The organism is Larkinella terrae, from assembly GCF_009668025.1.
Lineage (GTDB): Bacteria > Bacteroidota > Bacteroidia > Cytophagales > Spirosomataceae > Larkinella > Larkinella terrae.
Map to the genome: position 1 here is coordinate 64154 of NZ_WJXZ01000015.1, position 21249 is coordinate 85402.

18 protein-coding genes are annotated in these 21249 nt (G+C 51.1%); 8 read left to right on the forward strand and 10 right to left on the reverse strand.

Annotation, left to right across the window (positions count from 1 at the left end; translation table 11 throughout):
- Positions 1 to 17: 17 nt before the first annotated feature.
- Positions 18 to 2345: a 5-methyltetrahydropteroyltriglutamate--homocysteine S-methyltransferase gene (metE, locus tag GJJ30_RS29515; protein ID WP_154178839.1), complete on the reverse strand. Its 2328-nt coding sequence runs from the start codon at positions 2343 to 2345 to the stop codon at positions 18 to 20.
- Between the two features lie 406 nt (positions 2346 to 2751).
- On the opposite strand from metE, the gene GJJ30_RS29520 reads away from it, so the two are divergent.
- Positions 2752 to 3213, forward strand: coding sequence for an Lrp/AsnC family transcriptional regulator (locus GJJ30_RS29520; RefSeq protein ID WP_310588426.1), 462 nt, complete (start codon positions 2752 to 2754; stop codon positions 3211 to 3213).
- 62 nt (positions 3214 to 3275) lie between these two features.
- Entirely contained in the window at positions 3276 to 3725 is a 450-nt protein-coding gene (locus GJJ30_RS29525) for a hypothetical protein (RefSeq protein ID WP_154178840.1), read from the forward strand.
- Position 3726: 1 nt separating this feature from the next.
- On the opposite strand, the gene GJJ30_RS29530 is transcribed toward GJJ30_RS29525, so the two are convergent.
- Entirely contained in the window at positions 3727 to 4362 is a 636-nt protein-coding gene (locus GJJ30_RS29530) for a hypothetical protein (protein ID WP_154178841.1), read from the reverse strand.
- A gap of 451 nt (positions 4363 to 4813) precedes the next feature.
- Between GJJ30_RS29530 and GJJ30_RS29535 the strand changes: the two genes are divergently transcribed.
- The 4 genes from GJJ30_RS29535 (at position 4814) to GJJ30_RS29550 (ending at position 8074) form a co-directional block, all read left to right on the forward strand.
- Positions 4814 to 6106: a hypothetical protein gene (locus GJJ30_RS29535; protein ID WP_154178842.1), complete on the forward strand. Its 1293-nt coding sequence runs from the start codon at positions 4814 to 4816 to the stop codon at positions 6104 to 6106.
- A gap of 166 nt (positions 6107 to 6272) precedes the next feature.
- A complete protein-coding gene (gene bioB, locus GJJ30_RS29540) occupies positions 6273 to 7274 on the forward strand; it encodes a biotin synthase BioB (protein WP_154178843.1) in 1002 nt (333 codons plus the stop codon).
- 70 nt (positions 7275 to 7344) lie between these two features.
- Positions 7345 to 7869: a hypothetical protein gene (locus tag GJJ30_RS29545; protein ID WP_154178844.1), complete on the forward strand. Its 525-nt coding sequence runs from the start codon at positions 7345 to 7347 to the stop codon at positions 7867 to 7869.
- A 4-nt stretch (positions 7870 to 7873) separates the two neighbouring features.
- Complete coding sequence (locus GJJ30_RS29550; protein ID WP_154178845.1) at positions 7874 to 8074, forward strand: hypothetical protein; 201 nt, start codon at positions 7874 to 7876, stop codon at positions 8072 to 8074.
- A 39-nt stretch (positions 8075 to 8113) separates the two neighbouring features.
- Here GJJ30_RS29550 and GJJ30_RS29555 read toward each other — a convergent pair whose 3' ends face one another.
- The 6 genes from GJJ30_RS29555 to GJJ30_RS29580 form a co-directional block, all read right to left on the reverse strand.
- Positions 8114 to 9370 (reverse strand): glycosyltransferase family 4 protein, encoded by a 1257-nt coding sequence (locus GJJ30_RS29555; RefSeq protein ID WP_154178846.1) that lies wholly within the window; start codon positions 9368 to 9370, stop codon positions 8114 to 8116.
- 60 nt (positions 9371 to 9430) lie between these two features.
- Positions 9431 to 9928, reverse strand: coding sequence for a metallophosphoesterase family protein (locus GJJ30_RS29560; protein WP_154178847.1), 498 nt, complete (start codon positions 9926 to 9928; stop codon positions 9431 to 9433).
- Between the two features lie 110 nt (positions 9929 to 10038).
- Positions 10039 to 11496 carry a TolC family protein gene (locus GJJ30_RS29565; RefSeq protein ID WP_154179064.1) on the reverse strand — a complete coding sequence of 486 codons (1458 nt, stop codon included), beginning with the start codon at positions 11494 to 11496 and terminating at the stop codon, positions 10039 to 10041.
- Positions 11474 to 14662 carry an efflux RND transporter permease subunit gene (locus GJJ30_RS29570; protein ID WP_154178848.1) on the reverse strand — a complete coding sequence of 1063 codons (3189 nt, stop codon included), beginning with the start codon at positions 14660 to 14662 and terminating at the stop codon, positions 11474 to 11476. Before GJJ30_RS29570 ends, GJJ30_RS29565 begins: the two co-directional genes overlap by 23 nt.
- A gap of 108 nt (positions 14663 to 14770) precedes the next feature.
- Complete coding sequence (locus tag GJJ30_RS29575; RefSeq protein ID WP_154178849.1) at positions 14771 to 15922, reverse strand: efflux RND transporter periplasmic adaptor subunit; 1152 nt, start codon at positions 15920 to 15922, stop codon at positions 14771 to 14773.
- 143 nt (positions 15923 to 16065) lie between these two features.
- Positions 16066 to 16410 carry a hypothetical protein gene (locus GJJ30_RS29580; RefSeq protein ID WP_154178850.1) on the reverse strand — a complete coding sequence of 115 codons (345 nt, stop codon included), beginning with the start codon at positions 16408 to 16410 and terminating at the stop codon, positions 16066 to 16068.
- A gap of 390 nt (positions 16411 to 16800) precedes the next feature.
- Between GJJ30_RS29580 and GJJ30_RS29585 the strand changes: the two genes are divergently transcribed.
- Complete coding sequence (locus GJJ30_RS29585) at positions 16801 to 17367, forward strand: DUF1697 domain-containing protein (RefSeq protein WP_154178851.1); 567 nt, start codon at positions 16801 to 16803, stop codon at positions 17365 to 17367.
- A 148-nt stretch (positions 17368 to 17515) separates the two neighbouring features.
- Positions 17516 to 18079 carry a dihydrofolate reductase family protein gene (locus GJJ30_RS29590; protein ID WP_154178852.1) on the forward strand — a complete coding sequence of 188 codons (564 nt, stop codon included), beginning with the start codon at positions 17516 to 17518 and terminating at the stop codon, positions 18077 to 18079.
- Positions 18080 to 18198: 119 nt separating this feature from the next.
- Here GJJ30_RS29590 and GJJ30_RS29595 read toward each other — a convergent pair whose 3' ends face one another.
- Positions 18199 to 19872 (reverse strand): fatty acid--CoA ligase, encoded by a 1674-nt coding sequence (locus GJJ30_RS29595; RefSeq protein WP_154178853.1) that lies wholly within the window; start codon positions 19870 to 19872, stop codon positions 18199 to 18201.
- A gap of 112 nt (positions 19873 to 19984) precedes the next feature.
- Entirely contained in the window at positions 19985 to 21226 is a 1242-nt protein-coding gene (locus GJJ30_RS29600) for a NupC/NupG family nucleoside CNT transporter (RefSeq protein WP_154178854.1), read from the reverse strand.
- Positions 21227 to 21249 lie beyond the last annotated feature (23 nt).

Genomic DNA, 21249 nt, shown 5'->3' on the forward strand with positions numbered 1-21249 from the left:
TTATTTTTCATTCCCTTTTACGCTTTCTCAACCACCAGATTCCGAGCGGTTTGCGCGGCTTGCACCATGTTTTTGAGCGCCTGTTCGGTTTCGGGCCAGCGACGGGTTTTCAAACCGCAGTCGGGATTAACCCAGAGATTCCGAACCGGCAGCACATTGGCCGCTTTGTTCAACAACGCAACAATCTCCGCTTTCGTTGGTACGCGTGGGCTGTGAATGTCGTAAACGCCGGGACCAATTTCGTTCGGATAATTGAATTGAACAAACGCGTCCAGCAATTCCATCTGCGAACGCGAGGTCTCGATTGTGATCACGTCGGCGTCCATGTCGGCAATTTGCTGAATGATGTCGTTAAATTCCGAATAGCACATGTGGGTGTGAATCTGGGTTTCGTTACGCACGCCCGAAGCCGAGACCCGAAATGCCCTGACCGCCCAATCTAAGTAAGTTTCCCAGTTTTCACGGCGCAGTGGCAAGCCTTCCCGAATGGCGGGTTCATCAATCTGAATCACTTGAATTCCAGCCCGTTCCAGATCGACCACCTCATCGCGAATGGCAAATGCGATCTGCATACAGGTATCCCGGCGCGGCTGATCATCCCGCACAAACGACCATTGCAGAATCGTCACCGGGCCGGTCAGCATGCCTTTTACCGGTTTTTTCGTCAGCGCCTGTGCGTATTCGGTCCAGCGCACTGTCATGGCTGTGGGGCGGTGTACATCGCCGTAAATGATGGGTGGTTTGACGCAGCGCGAACCATAGCTCTGCACCCAGCCGTTCTGGCTAAACGCAAAACCGTCGAGCAATTCGCCGAAATATTCGACCATGTCGTTGCGCTCAAACTCGCCGTGCACCAAGACATCCAACCCAATTTCCTCCTGCCAGCGAATGGCTTTCTCGGTTTCAACCCGAATAAAATCTTCGTATTGCTCCAGCGATTTTTCGCCTTTTTTAAACTTCGCCCGATTCATTCGGACTTCCTCTGTTTGCGGAAATGAGCCAATCGTCGTCGTCGGGAAAAGCGGCAACTGCAACCGTTCGTGTTGAAGCGCTTGGCGGTTTTCAAAAGCCGCCTGCCGGTGTGTATCCCTGTCCGTCAACCGATTAACGCGGGCCTGAACGTCCGGCCGGTTGATCAGCGTCGATTGTCGGCGGGCGGTCAAAACCGCTTCGTTTTCGGCCAGCCAGACCTTTGCCGGTTCGCTGTCGGGCTGCGCACTGATCGTCGCCAGTTTGACAACTTCGGCCAGTTTCTGTTTGGCAAAAGCGAGCCATTGTTTGATTTCGGGCGTTAAACCGCTGGTTTCCGTTTCTGAATCCAGATCAACGGGCGTGTGCAGCAGGGAGCACGAAGGCGCAATTAGCACGCGGTCGCGGCCCAGCGCGTCGGTGGCCTTCTGAATCAGTTCCAGCGACTGATTCAGGTTGTTGATCCAGATGTTCCGGCCATCCACCAGGCCGAGCGAGAGAGCGATTTTGCTTTCGACAAAGGCGGTTTTCAGAATGTCATCCAGTTGACTCGGGCAGCGCACCAGATCGAGGTGCAGTGCGTCGACTGGCAATTGGGTCGCCAGCGTGAGGTTTTCGCCGAAACATTCGAAGTAGGCAGTCAGCAGAAATTTCAGCTTTGGAAACCGGTCGCGCAAAAACCGGTAAGCCGTTGCGTAGGCGGTTCGTTGCTGCTCATCCGAATCCAGTACCAGACAGGGTTCGTCAAACTGAATCCATTCGGCGCCCTGTTCCTCTAAGCGACTCAGAATCTGTCCATAAACCGGTAACAAGCGGTCGAGCAAGTCCAGTCGGTGAAAACCGCTTTCCTTCTCTTTTCCCAGCAACAGATACGTCACTGGTCCCGGTAACACCGGTTTCGGAACAGCACCCAATACGGTTTTGGCTTCGTCAAACTCCGTGAAAACTTTTTCGGAGCGCAGCGAAAACGTCTGACTTTTAGTGAATTCCGGAACGATGTAATGGTAATTGGTGTCGAACCACTTGGTCATTTCCATCGCAATCAGGTCCAGGCCGTCTTTCTGGAAGCCACGCGCCATTGCAAAATACAAATCGAGTTCATTCGCAGCCGGTTTTTCGGCGAGGGGCCGAAACCGCTCCGGAATGGCGTCGACCGTCAGCGACCAATCCAGCGTCTGATCGTAAAACGAGAAATCGTTACACGGAATGAGAGCCATTCCGGCCCGTTGCTGGGTCAGCCAGTTGTCATGACGGATGCGCTGACCGGCTTCGCGCAACTGAGCGTGGGTAATTTTTCCGGCCCAATACTGTTCATTGGCCTTTTTGAGTTCGCGGTGGCTGCCGATTCGCGGATAGCCGAGGTTGTGTGCGAGCATGCTGGTGTTGGTTAATAATGGTACAGAATTTTTTGCTGAACTTTCTACATCCGCACGCAGCGAAAACCACCGCACATGACACTCCCACCCGGCCTTGAAAAAGGTCGAAAATGAAGAAAAATCAAGTTTTGATGAAATTCGAAAGCGCGGAGCTTACTTACCTGCCTATGGCAATTCTCCCGGATTGTAGCAGGATTTACGGTTGCATCGCTTCCAGATAATTAAGCATGGGACAGTTCGTAGCAATTGAATCTCGAGTGAAACTAAAATCCTCTGCAAAGCTAAATACTTAGATTTATTATCTTTATCAATAAAATAATTTGGTATAAAAATCTATATTTATGCCATTACACGATTATTTCTCTTTCAGATACACACATTTTTTATATAAAAAGAAATTATTTCTGTGGAAAAACTGGATCAGATCGACTTGCAGTTGCTCAAATTGCTGGGAGAAAATTCGAATGTGACCATTAAAGAGTTAGCGGATCGGGTAAACCTGTCGCACACACCGGTTTTTGAACGGGTGAAAAGGCTGGAATCGGGCGGTTACATTAAAAAATACATTGCCCTGATCGACGCGGAGAAGCTTAGTTACGGATTGATTGTTTTTTGTAACATCAAGCTCAAGCAGCACGATAAAAGCATTGGTCACGACTTTGTAACCGACATTCTCCGGCTGGACGAAGTCGTTGAATGCTACAATATTTCCGGGGATTTCGATTTTCTCCTGAAAGTGTATGCGAAAGACATGAAACACTACCAGGACTTTGTGTTCAATAAACTTGGCTCAGTAACAAGTATCGGAAGCACACACAGCACATTTGTGATGTGCGAGAACAAAAACACCTATAACGTTAACTTGTAGTTAATTGATAACTTAAACTGCTTCAACCTGGTTATTAGTTTTCATCCGTTAAACAAAGGCCAATGCGCTATTTTCTGATTTCGGGCATCCTGATTTTGATTCTGAACGGTTGCGGTAACAACTCCCGACGTTCGGAAACAGCGGAAAAACCGTCGGATTCGACGGCAATCGCTGCGGATACGGTCTGCTTTCGGCAGGTGGTGGGTCGCGACACCACAACGCTCCGGCTCGTCATCAAGGGAGCGACCGTTACCGGCGAACTGGCTACTTTGCCATACGAAAAGGACCAGGCGAGGGGCCGGATCGAGGGAACTTTAGCGAACAATCAAATCCGGGCCGACTGGCTGCGATTGGGCGAAGGCGAAACGCAAAACCACGAAATCAACTTTCTGCTGGCCGGTGACGCCATCACCTGGCGCGAAGGCGAACGTGTTGAAAAAGAGGGCCGTTGGGTGCTTAAACAGCCGGATAGCGGTTTTGAATACAAACTGCTGAAAACGGAATGCCGGTAACTTATTCCAGTCCCAGACTGGTTAACGTTTTTTGGGTAGCCGCGTCGTAGCCGTCCACCGATTTCAGTTCGAAGGCGAACGAGTTGTTTTTTCCAAACGGCGTTGCGTCGATCTGCTTGGCAACCCGGTAATCGAGCTGGTCCAGTTTAAACCGCACATTGAACAGCGGTTTTGGTTTTTCGGGATACTGGCTGTGGGCCTGCAACTGTTTTAAGGCCGCCGATCGTTTTTCGGGCGCTACCACCTCCAGCAGATTACCCAGCTCCGTTTTCATCTGCTCATACCACTCGTTGATCACCTCAGCGGGCAATTCGCCATCCCACTGGGAAATGGGCTGCCATTCTTTCAAAACGCCGACCACCAGCTTTTTCGCCCCGCCTTTTCCGTTTTCGGCAAACCGCAGGGTGTACAGCAAAATGGGAATTTCCGGGTTCAGGCCCGGCGTCAGTCCTTCGATGTAGGCGTATTGATATCCCTCGTACGAATGCCGTTCGTTACGGAACCACTCTTCAAACCCAAAACCGTAAGTCGCTTCAAAAGCCGTCCGGCTGGAAGTAGCATTTTCAGACTTATAATTCGGGCCGGATGGCTCTTTGTATCCCCTATTGTTATTCGTCAACCGAGCAAGATAAAACATACGGATAGGTTTTGGCACTTTGAAAAATTGTATTTTTAAAACAAAAAAACGACTGCATGATCTTCGCCAGCCCACCGAAACGCCTGACGTTGCATCTTTACTTTAACAATTGAATCGCAAAAAAAGGTTATAGCGAAAACCCGGGCCACTACTGGCCAACTAACAAATGCCACGTTTCACCGGAAGGGACCAGCTGGTAATCAGTAGATTAGTGAACAAAACTTCGCCAAAAAACCGGTATCGGGCAGGACGCTGACGTTATCTTCTGAGCATCAGCGGCAAAGTCGGTCTGGCGGTGTTCACGAGTCAGGATCGTAGTTCCGGTACAAAGTTCGCCAAATCTGCCCATTTACCCAACACTTTCTCCAGTTTGAATCCTATCATTTTTTTTATTTGGCAGCTACGGTGTCATTAACGAACTTTACCCCAAAATATAAACACCATTGTTTGCATGAATTTTCTTCAGGATACGGTTTCGATCGTCAAAGTGGCCGTATCGATATTGCTTGCACTGGCAAGCTGGCTGTTAATCCGGTTTCCTGCCCCTTTTCGGCACCAGCTTAACCAACGACCCGCCTTAACGCTCTGGGGCAGTTTTATCCTTCTGCGGGTTGTTCCTTTCGTCATTGTTTACCTGATTCTGAATTTTGGGCCCCGCAACGATACCGAGTTTTTCTACAAAAAAGCGTATTCGGCTTTTCAGGGCAAAATGGTCTACCGGGACTTTCTGTCGTACCACGCCCCGCTGTTTGGCTACCTGATCAGTTTGCCGCTGTATTTGTGGAATAACGCCAAAGTTCTGATTCCATTCATGGCGATCGTCGAGCTGGCCATCGTCTGGGCCACCTGGCGCTATTACCGCTCAACCCGGCCGGATGCTCTGCTGATGGCGGTTTTGTATTTCCTGCTGCCGGTTTCGTTCGTCGCCATCGTTCTGGAGAGCGAAGAAGACATCTGGTTCTGGGGCGTCGGCCTGATTACGCTCGCGTATGCCAGCCGCAAACAAAGCAGTCTCTGGATCGGCGTCATCTGGGGCCTGTCGATGATTGTCATCAAAAGTATGGTGATCGTGCTGCTGATCCCGTTGTTTTTTCTGGTCGATAATAAATTCAAATACGTCCTCGGGCTGGCGCTCGTCGGCATTCCGTCCATCGTCATTCTGTACCTGATGATGGGCGATGCATTTCTGATGCCGCTGCAACATTCCGGCTACCACATGACCCCCAATATCGTCAGTGTTACCCGCCCGATTTTCAGCGGATTATACAACCAGATTAGTCTGACCCGCCTGAACACCATCAGTCTGTTCATTACGATGGGAGTCGCTTCCTGGGTGGCCGTTCGGTATAAACACCTGGGCTATCAAACGCTTTTTCCGTCGCTTTTCATTCTGACGTTCGGCGTTTTCATGCTCGTTCAACCCAGCGCACCCGGTTTTTACCTGTATATTTATCTGGTGATTGTGCCCTTTGAACTCTTGAAACTGGAGGATCGGTCGTTTGGTTTTCAGCTCATTCTGCTCAATGTTTTGCTGATTCTCCAACCGATTATCTGGGTAATCTATGTCGGCATGCTGAATTACGATGACTGGAAAACCGTCTTCTCAACGGCCGCCAGTACTACCGATTATCTGGTTCAGATTGTGGAAGTCGTTTTGTTGATCGCATTGGTCAGGAAGACGTATTCGCGTATAAAATCGCTGGATCGGGCAACGACGCCTTCGTTCGCGGTCCGGTCCAAGTGATGAGCGTTTTCCAGCGAATAAAAAAAGGTCGGTTAATCCGATTTTTCCGGCTTTTATGGTCATAAACCAGCGTCATTTGGCCGATTGAATGCGGTTTTCGTTTGCGCTAAACCCCTTCACCACCTATATTTGAATTTACTTACTATGACTTACGCAATCAATCGATATGACTGAAGTTCGCACTAACTGGTCGCGCGAGGAAATCGCCGATATTTATAACTCCCCCGTTCTCGATCTGATTTACCGTGCCGCTACCGTTCACCGCCAGCATCACGATCCGCAGGAAGTACAGGTTTGTACGTTATTGTCGGTAAAAACCGGTGGTTGCCCCGAAGACTGTGCGTATTGCCCGCAGGCGGCCCGGTATCATACGAACGTGAAGGTTCACAAGCTGATGGAAGTCGACGAAGTGCTGACGGCCGCTCACCGGGCGAAAGAATCGGGCAGTACGCGGTTTTGCATGGGCGCTGCCTGGCGGGAAGTGCGTGATAACCGGGATTTCGACAAAGTGCTGGAAATGGTTCAGGGTGTCAACCGGATGGGCATGGAAGTGTGCTGCACGCTCGGGATGCTGACCGAAAGCCAGGCCGAAAAGCTGAAAAATGCCGGTTTATACGCTTATAACCACAACCTCGACACCAGCGAAGAATACTACGGCGATATCATTTCGACCCGCACGTACGACGACCGGCTGGATACGCTCGGCCACGTCCGGCAGGCCGGTATTTCGGTTTGCTCGGGCGGAATCATCGGCATGGGTGAAAGCCATCAGGACCGCATCGGTATGCTGCTGACATTGGCGAATTTACCCGAACATCCGGAATCCGTACCCGTTAACGCCCTGGTTCCCGTGGAAGGAACGCCCCTGGAAGACCAGCCCCGGGTGTCGGTTTGGGAAATGGTGCGGATGATTGCCACGGCACGGATCATCATGCCGAAAGCGATGGTACGGTTATCGGCCGGCCGCGTGCGGATGAGCGTTGAAGAACAGGCGCTGTGTTTCCTGGCCGGTGCCAACTCCATTTTTGCCGGTGACAAGCTGCTGACGACGCCCAATCCCGAAGAAGATCAGGATCGCCAGTTGTTTCAGACGCTGAATATTCGCCCACGGAAGGCATTCAAGGATTCGGAAAAACCGGCAGTGGTTTTTGAGCAGATTCCGATGTGAGAAAAGGCAATTCTTCGGCTATAGAAGTAGCCCGGTTTGTCAAAAACCGGGCTTTTTTGTATCTTTAAGTATGCCTGATTACCTGTCCACCGCTTTTGATATTGAGATTGATAAATTAACAAACTCCATTGAAAACGCCGTCAGTGGGGAAGTATTCGATACGGAAATTACCCGATTGACGATTTTGAACGAAAAACAAATCAAAAAGAAAGATTGGGGGTTTAACTGGAAACAGGAATTGAAAGACCCTTCCAGAGAGGTTTATAAGCTGACGACGGCAGGCAATAGAATGATCATTCAAGGTCTACTGAGTCTCGAAGATAAAGGTGATCACATTTTTATGCATTTACTTGAAAGCGCAAAATTTAATCAGGGGAAAACAAAAGTGTATGTTGGCGTACCCGGAAATCTTGTAGCCTATGCCTGCAAACTAGCTTTTGAGAAAAGTTACGACGGATATGTTGCATTTGACTCTAAATCCGTTCTGATCGAGCATTATCAAAAAATGCTTGGAGCAACCTTATTTCGCGGTCAAAGAATGTACATTGAAACACAAGCCGCTTCGGTACTGGTTACACGTTATTTTAAAAAATGAAATCATGGGATTAATCAGAGAACCTAAAAGCATAGATTTCGTAATTGAATCCAAGCCCTGGACAGAAGATGAATTAGTTGAGTTTCGGGCTTTGATCAAGAAGAACAAAGAGGAAAGAAAGGCTAAAATTCAACAGAAGGTGAGCGTATCTAAAAGAAAAGCAAAAGTAATAGCTGACACTTCTTCGCCTATTGCAAAGAAGTAAACAACCCTAAATTCTGTTGAAAAAAATCTAGTTTGACCCTTACTTCACCACCACGCCCCGTTCCTTCCCGATCGTATTGATCAGCGCATCTTCGATGCGGTCGATGGCCCGTTCGAACGTCCATTGCTCCTGAACCAACCGCCGGGCGTTGCGCGAAAGGCGCTCAAACTCCCCGCTGTCGGTCAAAACCCGCTCAACAGCGTGGGCCATTTCCGACGCTTTCCGATTGACTAACAAGCCGTTGTAATTATCGATAATGGTCTCCCGAACCCCGCCTTCGGCTACGGCAACTACCGGCAAACCGCAGGCATTGGCCTCCAGCGGAGCCAGCCCGAAGGGTTCGAGCGTGGAGGTATAAAGCAAACACGAAGCCGTATTGAGCAACTGAATCAGCTCTTCATGAGGAATTTTTTCGCGGGGTTCAAACTGTACATTTCGCTTCTGACTTAAGTCCCGCAATTGATTGACGTAAACCGTATCACCCATGTCGCCTACCCAAACCAGTTTAGGGCGCGTCTTTTCGGGAATCAGTGCCAGCGACTCGATCGCCAGGTCCGGGCGTTTGTGCTGAAAAAAAGCGCCCAGGCCCATCACAAACGGTTCACGGGGTAAATTTTGGAAGGGAAACAGGCTGGAGTCAATGCCCAGGTAACAGACTTCACCCGCTCCGCCGTAGGCCCGCAGCAGGTTTTCATTACTAAAATACGAGTTGACCAGGACCTTATCGTAGCTGCGGTAGTTATAAATTTCTTCCCGCACCCGCACCCGCGCCTGACGGATTTTAAAAATATCATCCCAATATTTCTCCCGGTAATCGGACTTCGTCCAATTGCCGTTGGCGGCTGGCAGCCCTTCCCAAATGAGCGATGGTGACGATTCAAACAAAAACCGGTTAGGTTCGCCCAGGTACAATGCCTTGGGAATGTTGATAAACCGGCCGATATAGGGCATTGAAAAGGTAATGCAGGCATTGGCGAAGAGGACGTCAAAACCGCCCGCGTTGATTTCATCGGCGCACCGGCTGCAAAAATCGAGCATCCGCCGAATGCGGGTTTCCGGCTCAAATTTCATGGCCCACAGTTTATCCCGGTATTGATCACGAATGCGGATATCCATCGACAAGGGCAGGACGTGCGTCTTGGTCACGTACTGATCCACATCCAAAAACTGACTGTCGGCTTCCGACGACGTCCAGACTTCAATCGTGTGCCCGCGCTGTGCCAGTCCTTTAATGTGCTGGTGTAAAGCCCGACTTCCTCCCCCACTCCGCAGGTTATGCCAAACTGCAATTTTCATCAATGACCGCCAATTCAGGTAAAACAGCTGCCAATATAGTATCTTTTTTTGGCAACTTTTTTACCGCGTCCCCAATTCTATCACTTCCATGTTCGTGATCCGGCCCGCATCAAGCCCAAAACGAAGACAGGTCCGCACCGAATGAAAACCGTGCTTGCCGGCTGCTCCGGGATTGATAAACAGCAGGTTATTGATTTTCGGATCGCGAACAACCTTCAAAATATGCGAATGCCCGCAGACGAACACATCCGGCGGATTCATCAGCAAATCAGGCCGGACAATAGGATTATACCGGGGCGGAGTGCCGCCAATATGGGTCATCCAGACGGATAACCCTTCCAACTCAAACCGCTGGTTTTCGGGGCATTCATAAGCCACGGCCTTGTCGTCGATATTTCCGAAAACGCCCCGAAACGGTTTAAAAGCCTTTAAATCATCGATGATTTTAACGGAACCCACGTCGCCCGCGTGCCAGATTTCGTCACATTGGGCGAAGTGAGTAAAGATTTGCGGGTCTAAAAAACCGTGGGTGTCGGAAAGCAGGCCGATGCGGATCAAGTTACACAGGGTTTATCAGGCGGGGCCGCCCATGCGGAAAATCAAAGGTAATCAATGACTCCCCGATAAACGCTGATTCCCCCTGATAAACTCTGTGCTATAGCTGGAAATCACTCCCAACCCCCACCCAGCGCCCGATACAAATCAATGACGGATAAAAACTGCGCTCGTTTCGTGTTGATCAACGACAGTTCGGCCGCCAGCACACTCCGCTGCGCCGTGATCACTTCCAGATACGAAGCATAACCAGTGGCAAATAATTCGTCGGAAATCGTCGCTGCCTGACCCAGAACCTTCACTTCCTGATCCTGCAAATCGGCGACTTTCCGGAAGTTCTCGATGCCCCGCAGACTGGTCATCACTTCGCTGAAACCGGTCAATACGGTTTTCTGGTAGCCATAAAAAGCTTCCCGACTCTGCGCGACCGTCAACGCATAATTCGATTTCAGATAACGCCGATTGAAAACCGGAGCCGCCAGTCCGCCCACCAGTCCGAAGGCCAGCGAAGCGGGGTCCAGCAAAACCGACGCCCGGAACGCATTCAGGCCCACATACGGCGTCAGATTCACCGAGGGCAGAAATTCGGCGCGGGCCACCTCCACATCGATGTTTGCGGCCTCCATCGCGAGCTCGGCCTGTTGAATATCCGGTCGGCGACGCAGCATCTGGCTCGGAATGCCTGCCGAAACCCGGGCCGGAAGCTCCTGATTGCTGATGGTTTTGCTACGCGGAATTCGCTGGGGAAACCGCCCCAGCAACTGATTCAACTGGTTTTCAGCCTCCACAATCTGCTGCTGCACCTGCGCTTCAAGGCTTCGGGTGTTGAGCAATTGGGCGTTGAATTGCTGAACGGCCAGCTCGGTAACCCGACCGGCGGCTTTCTGCACCACCACCAATTCGGAAGCCCGTCTTTGCAAAGCTTCATTTTCGCGGATAATTTCCAGCTCGCTGTCCAGTGCCAAAAGACTGTAATACAACCGGGCCACTTCAGCAATCAATGAAGTGGTGATCAGATGCCGCCCTTTCTCCGTCGCCAGGAACCGGACGTAAGCGGCCCGTTTGCGGTTTCGCAGTTTGCCCCACAGGTCGATCTCCCAATTGCTCCGAAAACCCAGAAAGTAATCGGGCGTTACGGTGGGAATCCGCTTATCTCCTTTGATATTGGGCGACAGATTGGTATCGAAATTTCCAACACCATTCAGCGTATATTGCCCAAACCGGTCGACCCCAACGGCCGCAACGGCATTGACGGACGGAACCAACGCACCCCGGGTATATTCAAAATTGGCCCGGGCCATTTCAATGCGCTGGCTTGCCATCTGCAAATCCGGATTCCGGGCCAGCGCCGTATCGATCAGGCTTTCCAGATCTGCATCCGAAAAGAACGCTTTCCAGTCCAGACTGCCGATGGTTGTCGAATCCGTATTTCCGGAAAAAGAAGTCGGCAATGGTCTCGCGTTGGGTAATCGCAGCGGTTCGGCCACCCGGCAACTGTTCAGTACTAAAACCGGGGCAAGAAAAAAGATAAGTCGTTGAATACTAAATTTATGAATGAACGGTCGTGCCATTTTCGTGAGGTTGAGTGAATACCGGAACCCGATCAGCGTCGTCGTCATGGGGCGGTTTTGACTGGAGTAGTTTGGCGAGTTTGGCAAAAGCCACGTACAGTCCGGGGATGAGGAAAAGGCCGAAAACCGTACCGATGAGCATCCCGCCCGCAGCCGCCGTACCGATGGAGCGGTTGCCGAGCGCACCCGCGCCCGAAGCAATACAGAGCGGCACCAGTCCGGCAATGAACGCAAAGGAAGTCATCAGAATCGGACGCAAACGCGACAGCGCGCCTTCCATCGCAGCCTTCAGAATCGACAGGCCCTCCTGCTGCTTCTGGTGGGCGAACTCCACGATCAGGATCGCGTTTTTACCCAGCAAACCGATCAGCATGACCAGCGAAACCTGTGCGTAAATGTTGTTTTGCAAACCGGCCAGTTGCAAACACAGGAACGAACCAAAAACGCCAGCAGGCAGCGACAGCAAAACCGCCAGCGGCAAAAACAGGCTTTCGTACTGCGCCACCAGCAGGAGGTACACGAACACCAGACAGATGACAAAAATCCAGATCGCCTGATCGCCCGACAGCACTTCCTCGCGCGTCATGCCCGACCAGTCGAAGGTAAAACCGCGCGGCAGTTTTTCCTTCGCCACTTCCTGAATGGCCTTGATGGCGTCTCCACTGCTGTAACCGGGCGCCGATTCGCCGTTGATCATGGCCGAGGTAAACATGTTGTAGCGGGTCAGTTGCTCCGGCCCGTAGACGCGTTCCATCGTAATAAAATTGGAATACGGCACCATCTCACCCTGTTTGTTTTTCACCCGCATGTTCAGCACGTCCTCCGGTTTGGCGCGGTATTTGGGCGCGGCCTGCACCATCACCTTGTACATCTGATTGAACCGGATGAAATTAGACGCGTAAAAACTGCCCATCAGCGTCTGAAGCGTGCTCATGGCATTGTCGATGGAAACGCCTTTCTGAGCGGCTTTATCCTGATCGACGTGCAGCACATATTGCGGAAAACTGGGGTCGAAACTGGTGAAAACCCGGCTGATTTCCGGGCGTTTTTCCAGCTCCGCGATAAACTGATCGGTTACCTGTTTCGTTTTTTGCAGGTTATCGCTCCGGGTCCGATCCTGAAGCCGGATTTCAAAACCGCTCGAATTCCCAAAACCGGGTACGGTGGGCGGAGAGAAAAACTGGATGCTGGCGTCATTGATGGTTTTGGTTTTTTCGGCCAGAATCGCAATCACGTCGTCAACCGACTCTTTCCGTTCGTCCCAGCTTTTGAGGTTGATCATGCCCATGCCGTAAGACGCCCCCGCGCCGTCGGTCATCAGACTCAGCCCCGCCAGCGTGGAAACGTTTTCGACCGATTCCAGTTTGGAAGCCGCCTGCTGAACCTGATCCATCACTTCTTCCGTCCGCTCGACGGTGGCCCCAACGGGCGTCGTCACGTTCACGTAAATCATGCCCTGATCTTCCGTAGGAATAAAACCGGCGGGAAGAATCGTATTGATGCCCCAGGTGGCCGCAATAAACAGCAGCAGAACGCCCCAGGTCACCACGCCCCGCGTGACAAACGGACGCAAACCGCGCCGGTATTTTCCGGCCAGCGACTCATATCCACGGTTGAATCCGGCAAAAAACCGCCCCAATAATCCTTTCTGTTCGCCGTGGACCGGTCGCAGTAACAAGGCGCACAAAGCCGGGGTCAGCGTCACGGCATTGATCCCGGAAATCACAATCGAAATGGCCAGCGTCAGCGAGAATTGCCGGTAAAAAATCCCTACCGGTCCCGACAGAAAAGCGACCGGAATAAAAACCGCCGACATCACCAGCGTAATGGCGACAATAGCTCCGCTGATTTCCTTCATGGCCGCAAACGTGGCCGCACGCGGAGTCAGGTGGTCTTCAGTCATTTTGGCGTGAACGGCCTCCACGACCACGATCGCATTATCGACCACAATCCCGATAGCCAGCACCAACGCAAAGAGGGTGAGGAGGTTAACCGAAAAACCGATCACGTCCATAAACGCAAACGTCCCTACCAGCGCCACCGGAACCGCCAGCGCGCAGATCAGTGTTGAGCGCCAATCCTGCAGAAACAGAAAGACAACGATGAACACCAGAATGAAGGCTTCGAACAGCGTGCGGACCACTTCGTGGATGGACGCGTCGAGAAAGCGCGAAACGTCGTAGGCAAAATTATAGGTCATGCCCGGCGGAAACGTCGTTTCCTTCAACTCTGCTAGGCGGTTTTTCACGTTCTTAATCACTTCCTGCGCGTTGGAACCGGGCCGCTGTTTGAGCATAATGGCCGCCGAGGGCCGCCCGTCGTTCTTGGACAGAATTCCGTAATCCAGCGAGCCGAATTCCACTTCGGCCACGTCTTTCAACCGCAAAATCGAACCGTCGTCCTCGGTTCGGATCACGATATTTTCGTATTGCGTCGGTTCGATAAATTTTCCCGTGTAGCGCAAAACGTACTGCAAAACCTGCGCGTCGCGGTCGGCACTTTCGCCGGCTTTTCCCGGTGCGGCTTCCACGTTCTGTTCGCGAATAGCGGCCACGACATCATCGGCCGATACCTCGTACGCCGTCATGCGATCCGGTTTGAGCCAAACCCGCATCGAGTATTCCCGCGCACCCAGAATATCGACGAACCCGACCCCGTCGATGCGCTTGAGCTCGGCTAAGATGTTGATATCGGCGAAGTTGTAAATAAATTTTTCGTCCGCAGTAGAGTCACTGCTAATCAGGTTGAGGTACAGCAACATACTGTTCACCTCTTTTTCGGTCGTAACCCCAGCTTTAATGACCTCTTCCGGAAGTTCATCCAGAACGGTCGTCACCCGGTTTTGGACGTTGACCGCAGCCAGGTCCGGATCGGTCCCGACCTTGAAGAAAACCTGGATCAGGGTTGAGCCATCATTTCCCGAAATGGCGGTCATATACGTCATGTTCGGTACACCGTTGATCGCCCGCTCCAGCGGCATGGCAACGGCTTTGGTACTCACTTCGGCATTGGCACCGGTATAATTTGCGGTTACGACCACCGAGGGCGGCACAATGTCCGGGAATTGGGTAACGGGTAAATTCATCAGCGACAATACGCCCAGCAGCGTAATCAAAACCGAGATCACGGCGGAGAGTAAAGGCCTTTTTATGAAGGTGTTAAACATGATAAAGCGATAGTGAAATCTACAATACGGCCGCCCTGTGACCGCAGTTGCGACACAAGGCTGCTTTAACGTGTAGAGATGGATGTAGCAATCGGAAAGCTCAGCCGGTTAATTGGCAACCACCTGCGTTTCGGATTTAGCGGGGTTCAAGGTGAGCAGGCTTTCGGCAGACAGCGCCTGCGGGACAATTTGCATGCCGTCGCGGATGTTCTGAATGCCTTCGTAAACCACTTTCTCGCCCGGTTCCAGGCCGGACTTCACGAGGTAGAACTGGGCCACGCGGCTTTGGGGTACGAAGCTCCGCATTTTCACTTTGTTGGACGCATCGACCACATAGACGTAGTTCTTATCCTGAATTTCAAAAACCGCCTTTTGCGGCACCAAAACCGCGTTATCGACTTCGTTTTTCAGCCGGATTTTGCCCGTCGCGCCGTGTTTAAGCACCTTGTCGGGGTTCGGAAACCGGGCGCGGAACGCAATCGTGCCGGAACCGTCGTCGAACACACTTTCCATCGTTTCGATTTTTCCCGGCTGTTTATACGGCGAATCGTCGGCCAGCAACAAGGTGACTTCCTGCCCATTCCGACTGTTTTTGCCTTTTTTGATGTATTCCAGGTATTCTTTTTCCGAAACGTGGAAGTACGCGTAGACTTCCTGAATGTCCGAAACCGTGGTCAGCAGGGCACCCTCTTCGATCAGACTGCCCATTTTGAACGGAATCCGATTGATCACGCCATCGAACGGTGCCCGGATGCTGGCGTGCGCCAATCGCAGCGATGCATTGTCCTGGGCCGACTGGGCTTCTTCAATGGCCGCTTTAGCCGCATCCAGTTTGGATTTCGAGAGTTCGAGTTCGGAAGCTGAAATGACCTTTTTATCGACCAGCAACCGAACCCGGCTCAGCTCGACTTCGGCGGTTTTGGCTTCAGCCGTGGCGCTTTTCAGATTGGCGCGGGCCTTGGCCAGTTCCGCCTGATATTCCGCCTGATTGATCTGAAACAGCAATTGGCCTTTTTTCACCTGCCGACCTTCGTCCACCAGGATTTTATCCAGAAAACCGCTGACCCGGGCGCGAACCTCAACGTTCCGAACGGCTTCAACGTTGCCGGCATACTCCCGCTGCAGGGTCGTGGATTGCCGGGTAATTTCAAATATGGGCAAAGCCGGTTTTTCGACCTCGGCTTTTTCTTCCGTCTGGTTGCCACAGCCGCTCAGTAAAGCACTGACCAGCAGCGAGCTCACAAGAATGTATGCTTTCATAATAGGTATATTTTTCAAGTTAGGCGTAACGATCAGCCACGACGTAGTTCATCCACGAGGGATGCCCGTCCTGCCTGTCAATCGGAAGTAACCTGGATTTTGTGGTACGCTAATGCACGAATGGCCGTCAACACGGCCTGAAATCAGTGCTGAGGTGGCGGGGAAGTGATCTCCTGAACGTGGGAAAACACGCGGATGAACAGAAGTCGAACAGGTCGGGAAGTGAGATGCCAGACGACCGGTTTCAGTTCAAATGCAAAAAGTGGCGCAAAGAAGTAGTCATGCTCGATGTTGGCGACGTCGGATTCTTCTTTGGCATCGTCCTGTTCCGGAACGGCGTCAATGATGCCCAGCCAGTTTTCCAGAACCAGTTCTCCGATGCTTTCGATTCGATTGACGGACAAATCTTCTTTTTGGGCACCATGAGCCAATCGGTGGGAATAATGTTCGGGCACATCAACACTGATGTTGATGATGTGCAGCGCCATTAACCAACAGAATAACCGGTGCAGTAAGAAGCTTTTTCGCCGTTTACTCATTTCTAATTGTCAGAAATACAGTATCAATTTAAACACTTATATCGGAAATATGCAACTATTACTTCTAAAAAAGGCCAATTATTGCAAATTGTTACTGCTTTTTCTCCGATCATTACAATTTAAGTCATGTCGAATCCATCGCGGCAACCGTGGGTCACACCCGCAACTTCCGAAACCGGTTTTACCGATTATCAGCCTTTCGACTTAGTAACGCATTTAATACCAGCCGTTTAAAAATAAACACCGATCAGGCAAAAGAGTTCGCGGACTGTCGGGACCAAAGTCAGAAAAAGTGCTGATCTTAGCCGATCATTTGAACTGGTAATCATCCAAAAACCCATGAAAACGTACTTGGCGATCCTGCGCGGCATTAATGTAAGTGGTCATAAAAAAATAACAATGACTGACTTAAAAAGTCTGTTTGAAGAATTGAACTGCACGCAGGTCAGGACGTACATTCAGAGCGGAAACGTCGTGTTCAATCAGGAAGTGAGCAGCCCGGAGGAGCAAATCCGGCAGATTGAAAAAAAAATCGCTGATACCTACGGTTTTCAGGTGCCGGTGCTCATCCGGTCGCTGGCCGAACTAAGGAATGTGGCGCAAAACAATCCGTTTTTAACAGAAAAAGACATTGAAATTGACAAACTTCACGTGACTTTTTTAGCGGATATTCCCAGCGAATCAAACCGCGAGAAAATAAAAGACGTAACGTTCGGTTCCGACCGGTTTAGTATCGTCGGAAAAGACGTTTATGTGTATTGCCCCGGCGGTTATGGAAACACGAAACTGAGCAATACTTTTTTTGAAAACAAGCTTAAGGTAACCGCTACTACGCGCAACTGGCGATCGGTCAATGAGCTTCTCAAAATGGCGGAGTCGACGGCGAACGAGCGCCCAAATTCCTGAAATTTCCCGGCAAAAAACCGTGTCGGATTTCCCCCGAAAATTGTCGTTTTCACCCCCCTTCCAATCCATTTTCCACCCGTACTTTTGCATTGTACCACGGACCGGCGGGCAACCCCGTTTAGTCCGTGAGTATATAAAAACAGAAACCATGAGAAAGCTAAAACTGCAAACACAATTATCGCTCGACAGCTTTATCTGCGGGCCCAACGGCGAAATGGACTGGCTGGTGTGGAACTGGGATGAGGAGCTAATGAACTACGTAAAAGCGCTGACAGAACCGGTAGACTGCATTTTGCTGGGCCGCGTGCTGGCGGAAGGCTTTATTCCGGCCTGGGCCGAACGGGCCTCCAATCCCGAAACGGCCGAACCTGGTGCGACGAAAATGAACGAAACGCCCAAAGTTGTTTTTTCGAAAACACTGGAAACCAGTCAATGGGAAAACGTAACGCTGGCAACCGGCGATCTGGTGGAAGAAGTGACCAAGCTGAAAAACCAGCCGGGCCAGGACCTGATTGCCTACGGGGGCGGCCGGTTTGTTTCCGACCTGATCAAACACGGATTAATCGACGACTATCACCTGTTTATAAATCCAACGGCAATTGGTTCCGGTATGCCGATTTTTAAAGAAGTGGATCAGAAACTCAATCTGAAACTGGTCAAAGCTTCGCCTTTTAGCTGCGGAATTGTTGTTCTGCAGTATCAGCCAGCCTGAGAATCTTTGAATTGAAAAGATGCGGTTTTTAGAAGAAATAAACCGGTCGGTTATGAGAAATTTAACCTTAAAAAAACGTCTGATTAAATTGTTTTTTACGTTGATTTTATCCTGAAAATTCAGGATAAAATCAACGATTTCATTTCGGAACGAATCTTCTTTTTATCAAGCTTCCCGACGCTGGTTTTGGGGATTTCCGTCACAATAACAATCCGATCCGGTACGTACCATTTATTGATTTCGCCGGTTGTCACGTGAACCTGCAAAGCGGTTTTGATGGTTTCGGCGGTTACTTTCCCGGCATAATCCGGTTTCAGCACCACCAGCGCGTGCGGCCGTTCTCCCCATTTCTCATCCGGAAAACCCACCACCGCCGACTCCGCAATTCCTTCGACCTGCGACAGCCAGTTTTCAATGGCCAGCGACGAAACCCACTCGCCCCCGGATTTGATGACGTCCTTGGTGCGGTCGGCGATGATGATCCAATTGTCGGGCGTGATGGCGGCTACGTCGCCCGTGTGCATCCAGCCGTTTCGCCAGAGTTCTTCACTTCGCTCCGGTTCCTTATAGTAACCCTGCGTCATCCAGGAACCGCGAACCGTTAACTCGCCCAGCGAATGGCCGTCGTGCGGAACCGGCTGACCGTCGTCGTCCTGCAACTGAAGATCCACAAAAGGCGCAATCCGCCCGGCCCGCGTGCGAAACTCAACCTGCTCATCGATCGACAAATCCCGTTCGTTATCACTCAGATAAGTCAGGGAAAGCACAGGAGCAGTTTCGGACAAACCGTAGCCCGCATACACCTGAATGCCCAGTTCCAGGGCCGCTTTGGCCAGCCCTTTCGTGAGCGCCGAGCCGCCAATGATTACTTTCCAGGGGCTCAAATCCGCCTGTTTTGCCCCAGGACAGTTGATGACCATCGTCAGAATGGTCGGCACACAATGCGAAAGCGTTACTTTTTCTTCCGTTAATAATTTCAATATCAAATCGGGCTCGTAGCGCCCCGGGTAGACCTGTTTGGCCGAAAGCATTGTTGCCAGGAGCGGAAAGCCCCAGGCGTGGACGTGAAACAGGGGCGTAATCGGCATGTAGACATCGTTGGTGGGATGAAACGGAACGGCCTCGTAACCACTGATATACGTCACCAGGCCCATCGTGTGCATGAACAACTGCCGGTGCGAAAAATACACGCCTTTTGGGTTGCCCGTGGTGCCGGTCGTATAGAATGTGGTCGCCCAGGTGTTTTCATCAAAATCCGGAAAATTGTATTGATCCGAAGCGGTTTTCAGCAAACTTTCGTATTCACCAACAAAACCGTCTGGCACGTTAACTTCCTGATTTTGATAGACTTTATCGCTAACCAGAATAATCTTCTCGACGGTCGTCAACTGGCTTTTGACCGCTTCCAGCAACGGCAGAAAATCCTCGTGAATAATGACCACTTTGTCTTCCGCGTGGTTCATGCAATACAGAATCTGCGCCGGAGACAGCCGCACGTTGATGGTGTGCAGAATGGCGCCCATGCACGGAATGGCGAAAAAACATTCCAGATACCGGTGGCTATCCCAGTCAAAAACCGCTACCGTGTCGCCCGGTTTAACGCCCTCCGCCAGCAGCAAATTGGCCAGCTGCCGAACCCGCTGGTTGAACGTTACGTAATTCATGCGGAACAGATCGCGGTATAAAATCTCCCGATGTGGCTCATACTTAAGCGATTGAGCCAGCAGCGTTTTTACCAACAGCGGTTGTTCCTGAGCCGAAGCGGTCCGCGGAATCAGTTTCGTAGCAATCATTAAGCAGGTTTTAGGAATAGCCCGGAAAGCAAACCGGAACCGAATCAGACAATATTATCTTGCTGAAATTATAGAATTTTAGACAATTCCGCGTTCCTCACCGGTTTTTATTTTAGAGCAGCAGCCCCGCTAACGTAGCTGACATATACGACGCCAGGGTTCCGCAAATCAACGCTTTGAAACCCAGTTTAGCCAGATCGCTCCGGCGCGAGGGAGCCAGTTCGCCAATCCCGCCGACCTGAATAGCAATAGACGAGAAATTGGCAAAACCGCAGAGCGCAAAACTCGTGATCGCAATGGTTTTAGGATCGAGGGTGTTTTTTATTTTGACCAGATCGAGGTAGGCCACGAACTCATTCACCACCATTTTAGTCCCCATCAATGAACCGGCGGCCTGAACGTCCTGCGAAGGAACGCCCATTGCCCAGGCAAAAATGGAAAAGATGTTGCCGAGTAAATAATTGAGACTCAGGTTCGAAAAGCCGAAAATGTAGTAGCCAATCCGGAACAGAATGCTGTCGATCAGCGCCATCAGGGCGATAAAACCGATCAGCATGGCGATGACATTGAAACCTACTTTCAGGCCTTCGCTTGCACCGGAGGCAATCGCATCGAGCAGATTGGCGTGGGTTTTCTTGATTTCCAGTTTTACAGTTCCTTCGGTTTCCGAAACTTCGGTTTCGGGAAAAACAATTTTGCTGATGACCAGCGCCCCCGGTGCCGCCATCAGGCTAGCCGCCAGCAGGTAAGGTGCCGGAACGCCCAGCGAAATGTAAACCGCCAGAACCCCGCCCGCAATACAGGCAAAACTTCCGGTCATGGACGCCAGCAGCTCCGATTTCGTCATGGTTTTCAGGTACGGCTTGATCATAATCTGGGCTTCGACCTGTCCGACAAATGTGCTTGATACGTTCGATAGAGCTTCCGCACCGCTCACGCCCATCAGCCATTTCATGACCCGCGCCAGAACCGCTACCACCCGCTGCATGATGCCGAGGTGGTAGAAAATATTGACCAGAACCGCTACGAAAATGATGGTCGGAATAACCTGAAAGAAGAAAATAAAGCCGTTTTCGGGGCCAAATGCTTTACTGAGCAGTTCCCGATTGACAAGAGGAGAAAAAACGAATTCCGCTCCGCGAACGGATTTCTGGAGCAGTCGGTCAACGAACTGGCCCAACGTCTGGAAAATCGTTTGCCCAATGTCCGTTTTCAGGATGAAAACCGCCAGTCCGAACTGGAGCAACAGCCCCACTCCAACGGTTCGGTAATTGATTGCTTTGCGGTTGTTTGACATGGCATAAGCGATGCCCAATATCAGTGCGATGCCGATCAGTCCGGTAAAACGGCTCATTCAGTAAGTTGATTAGTGTAAGT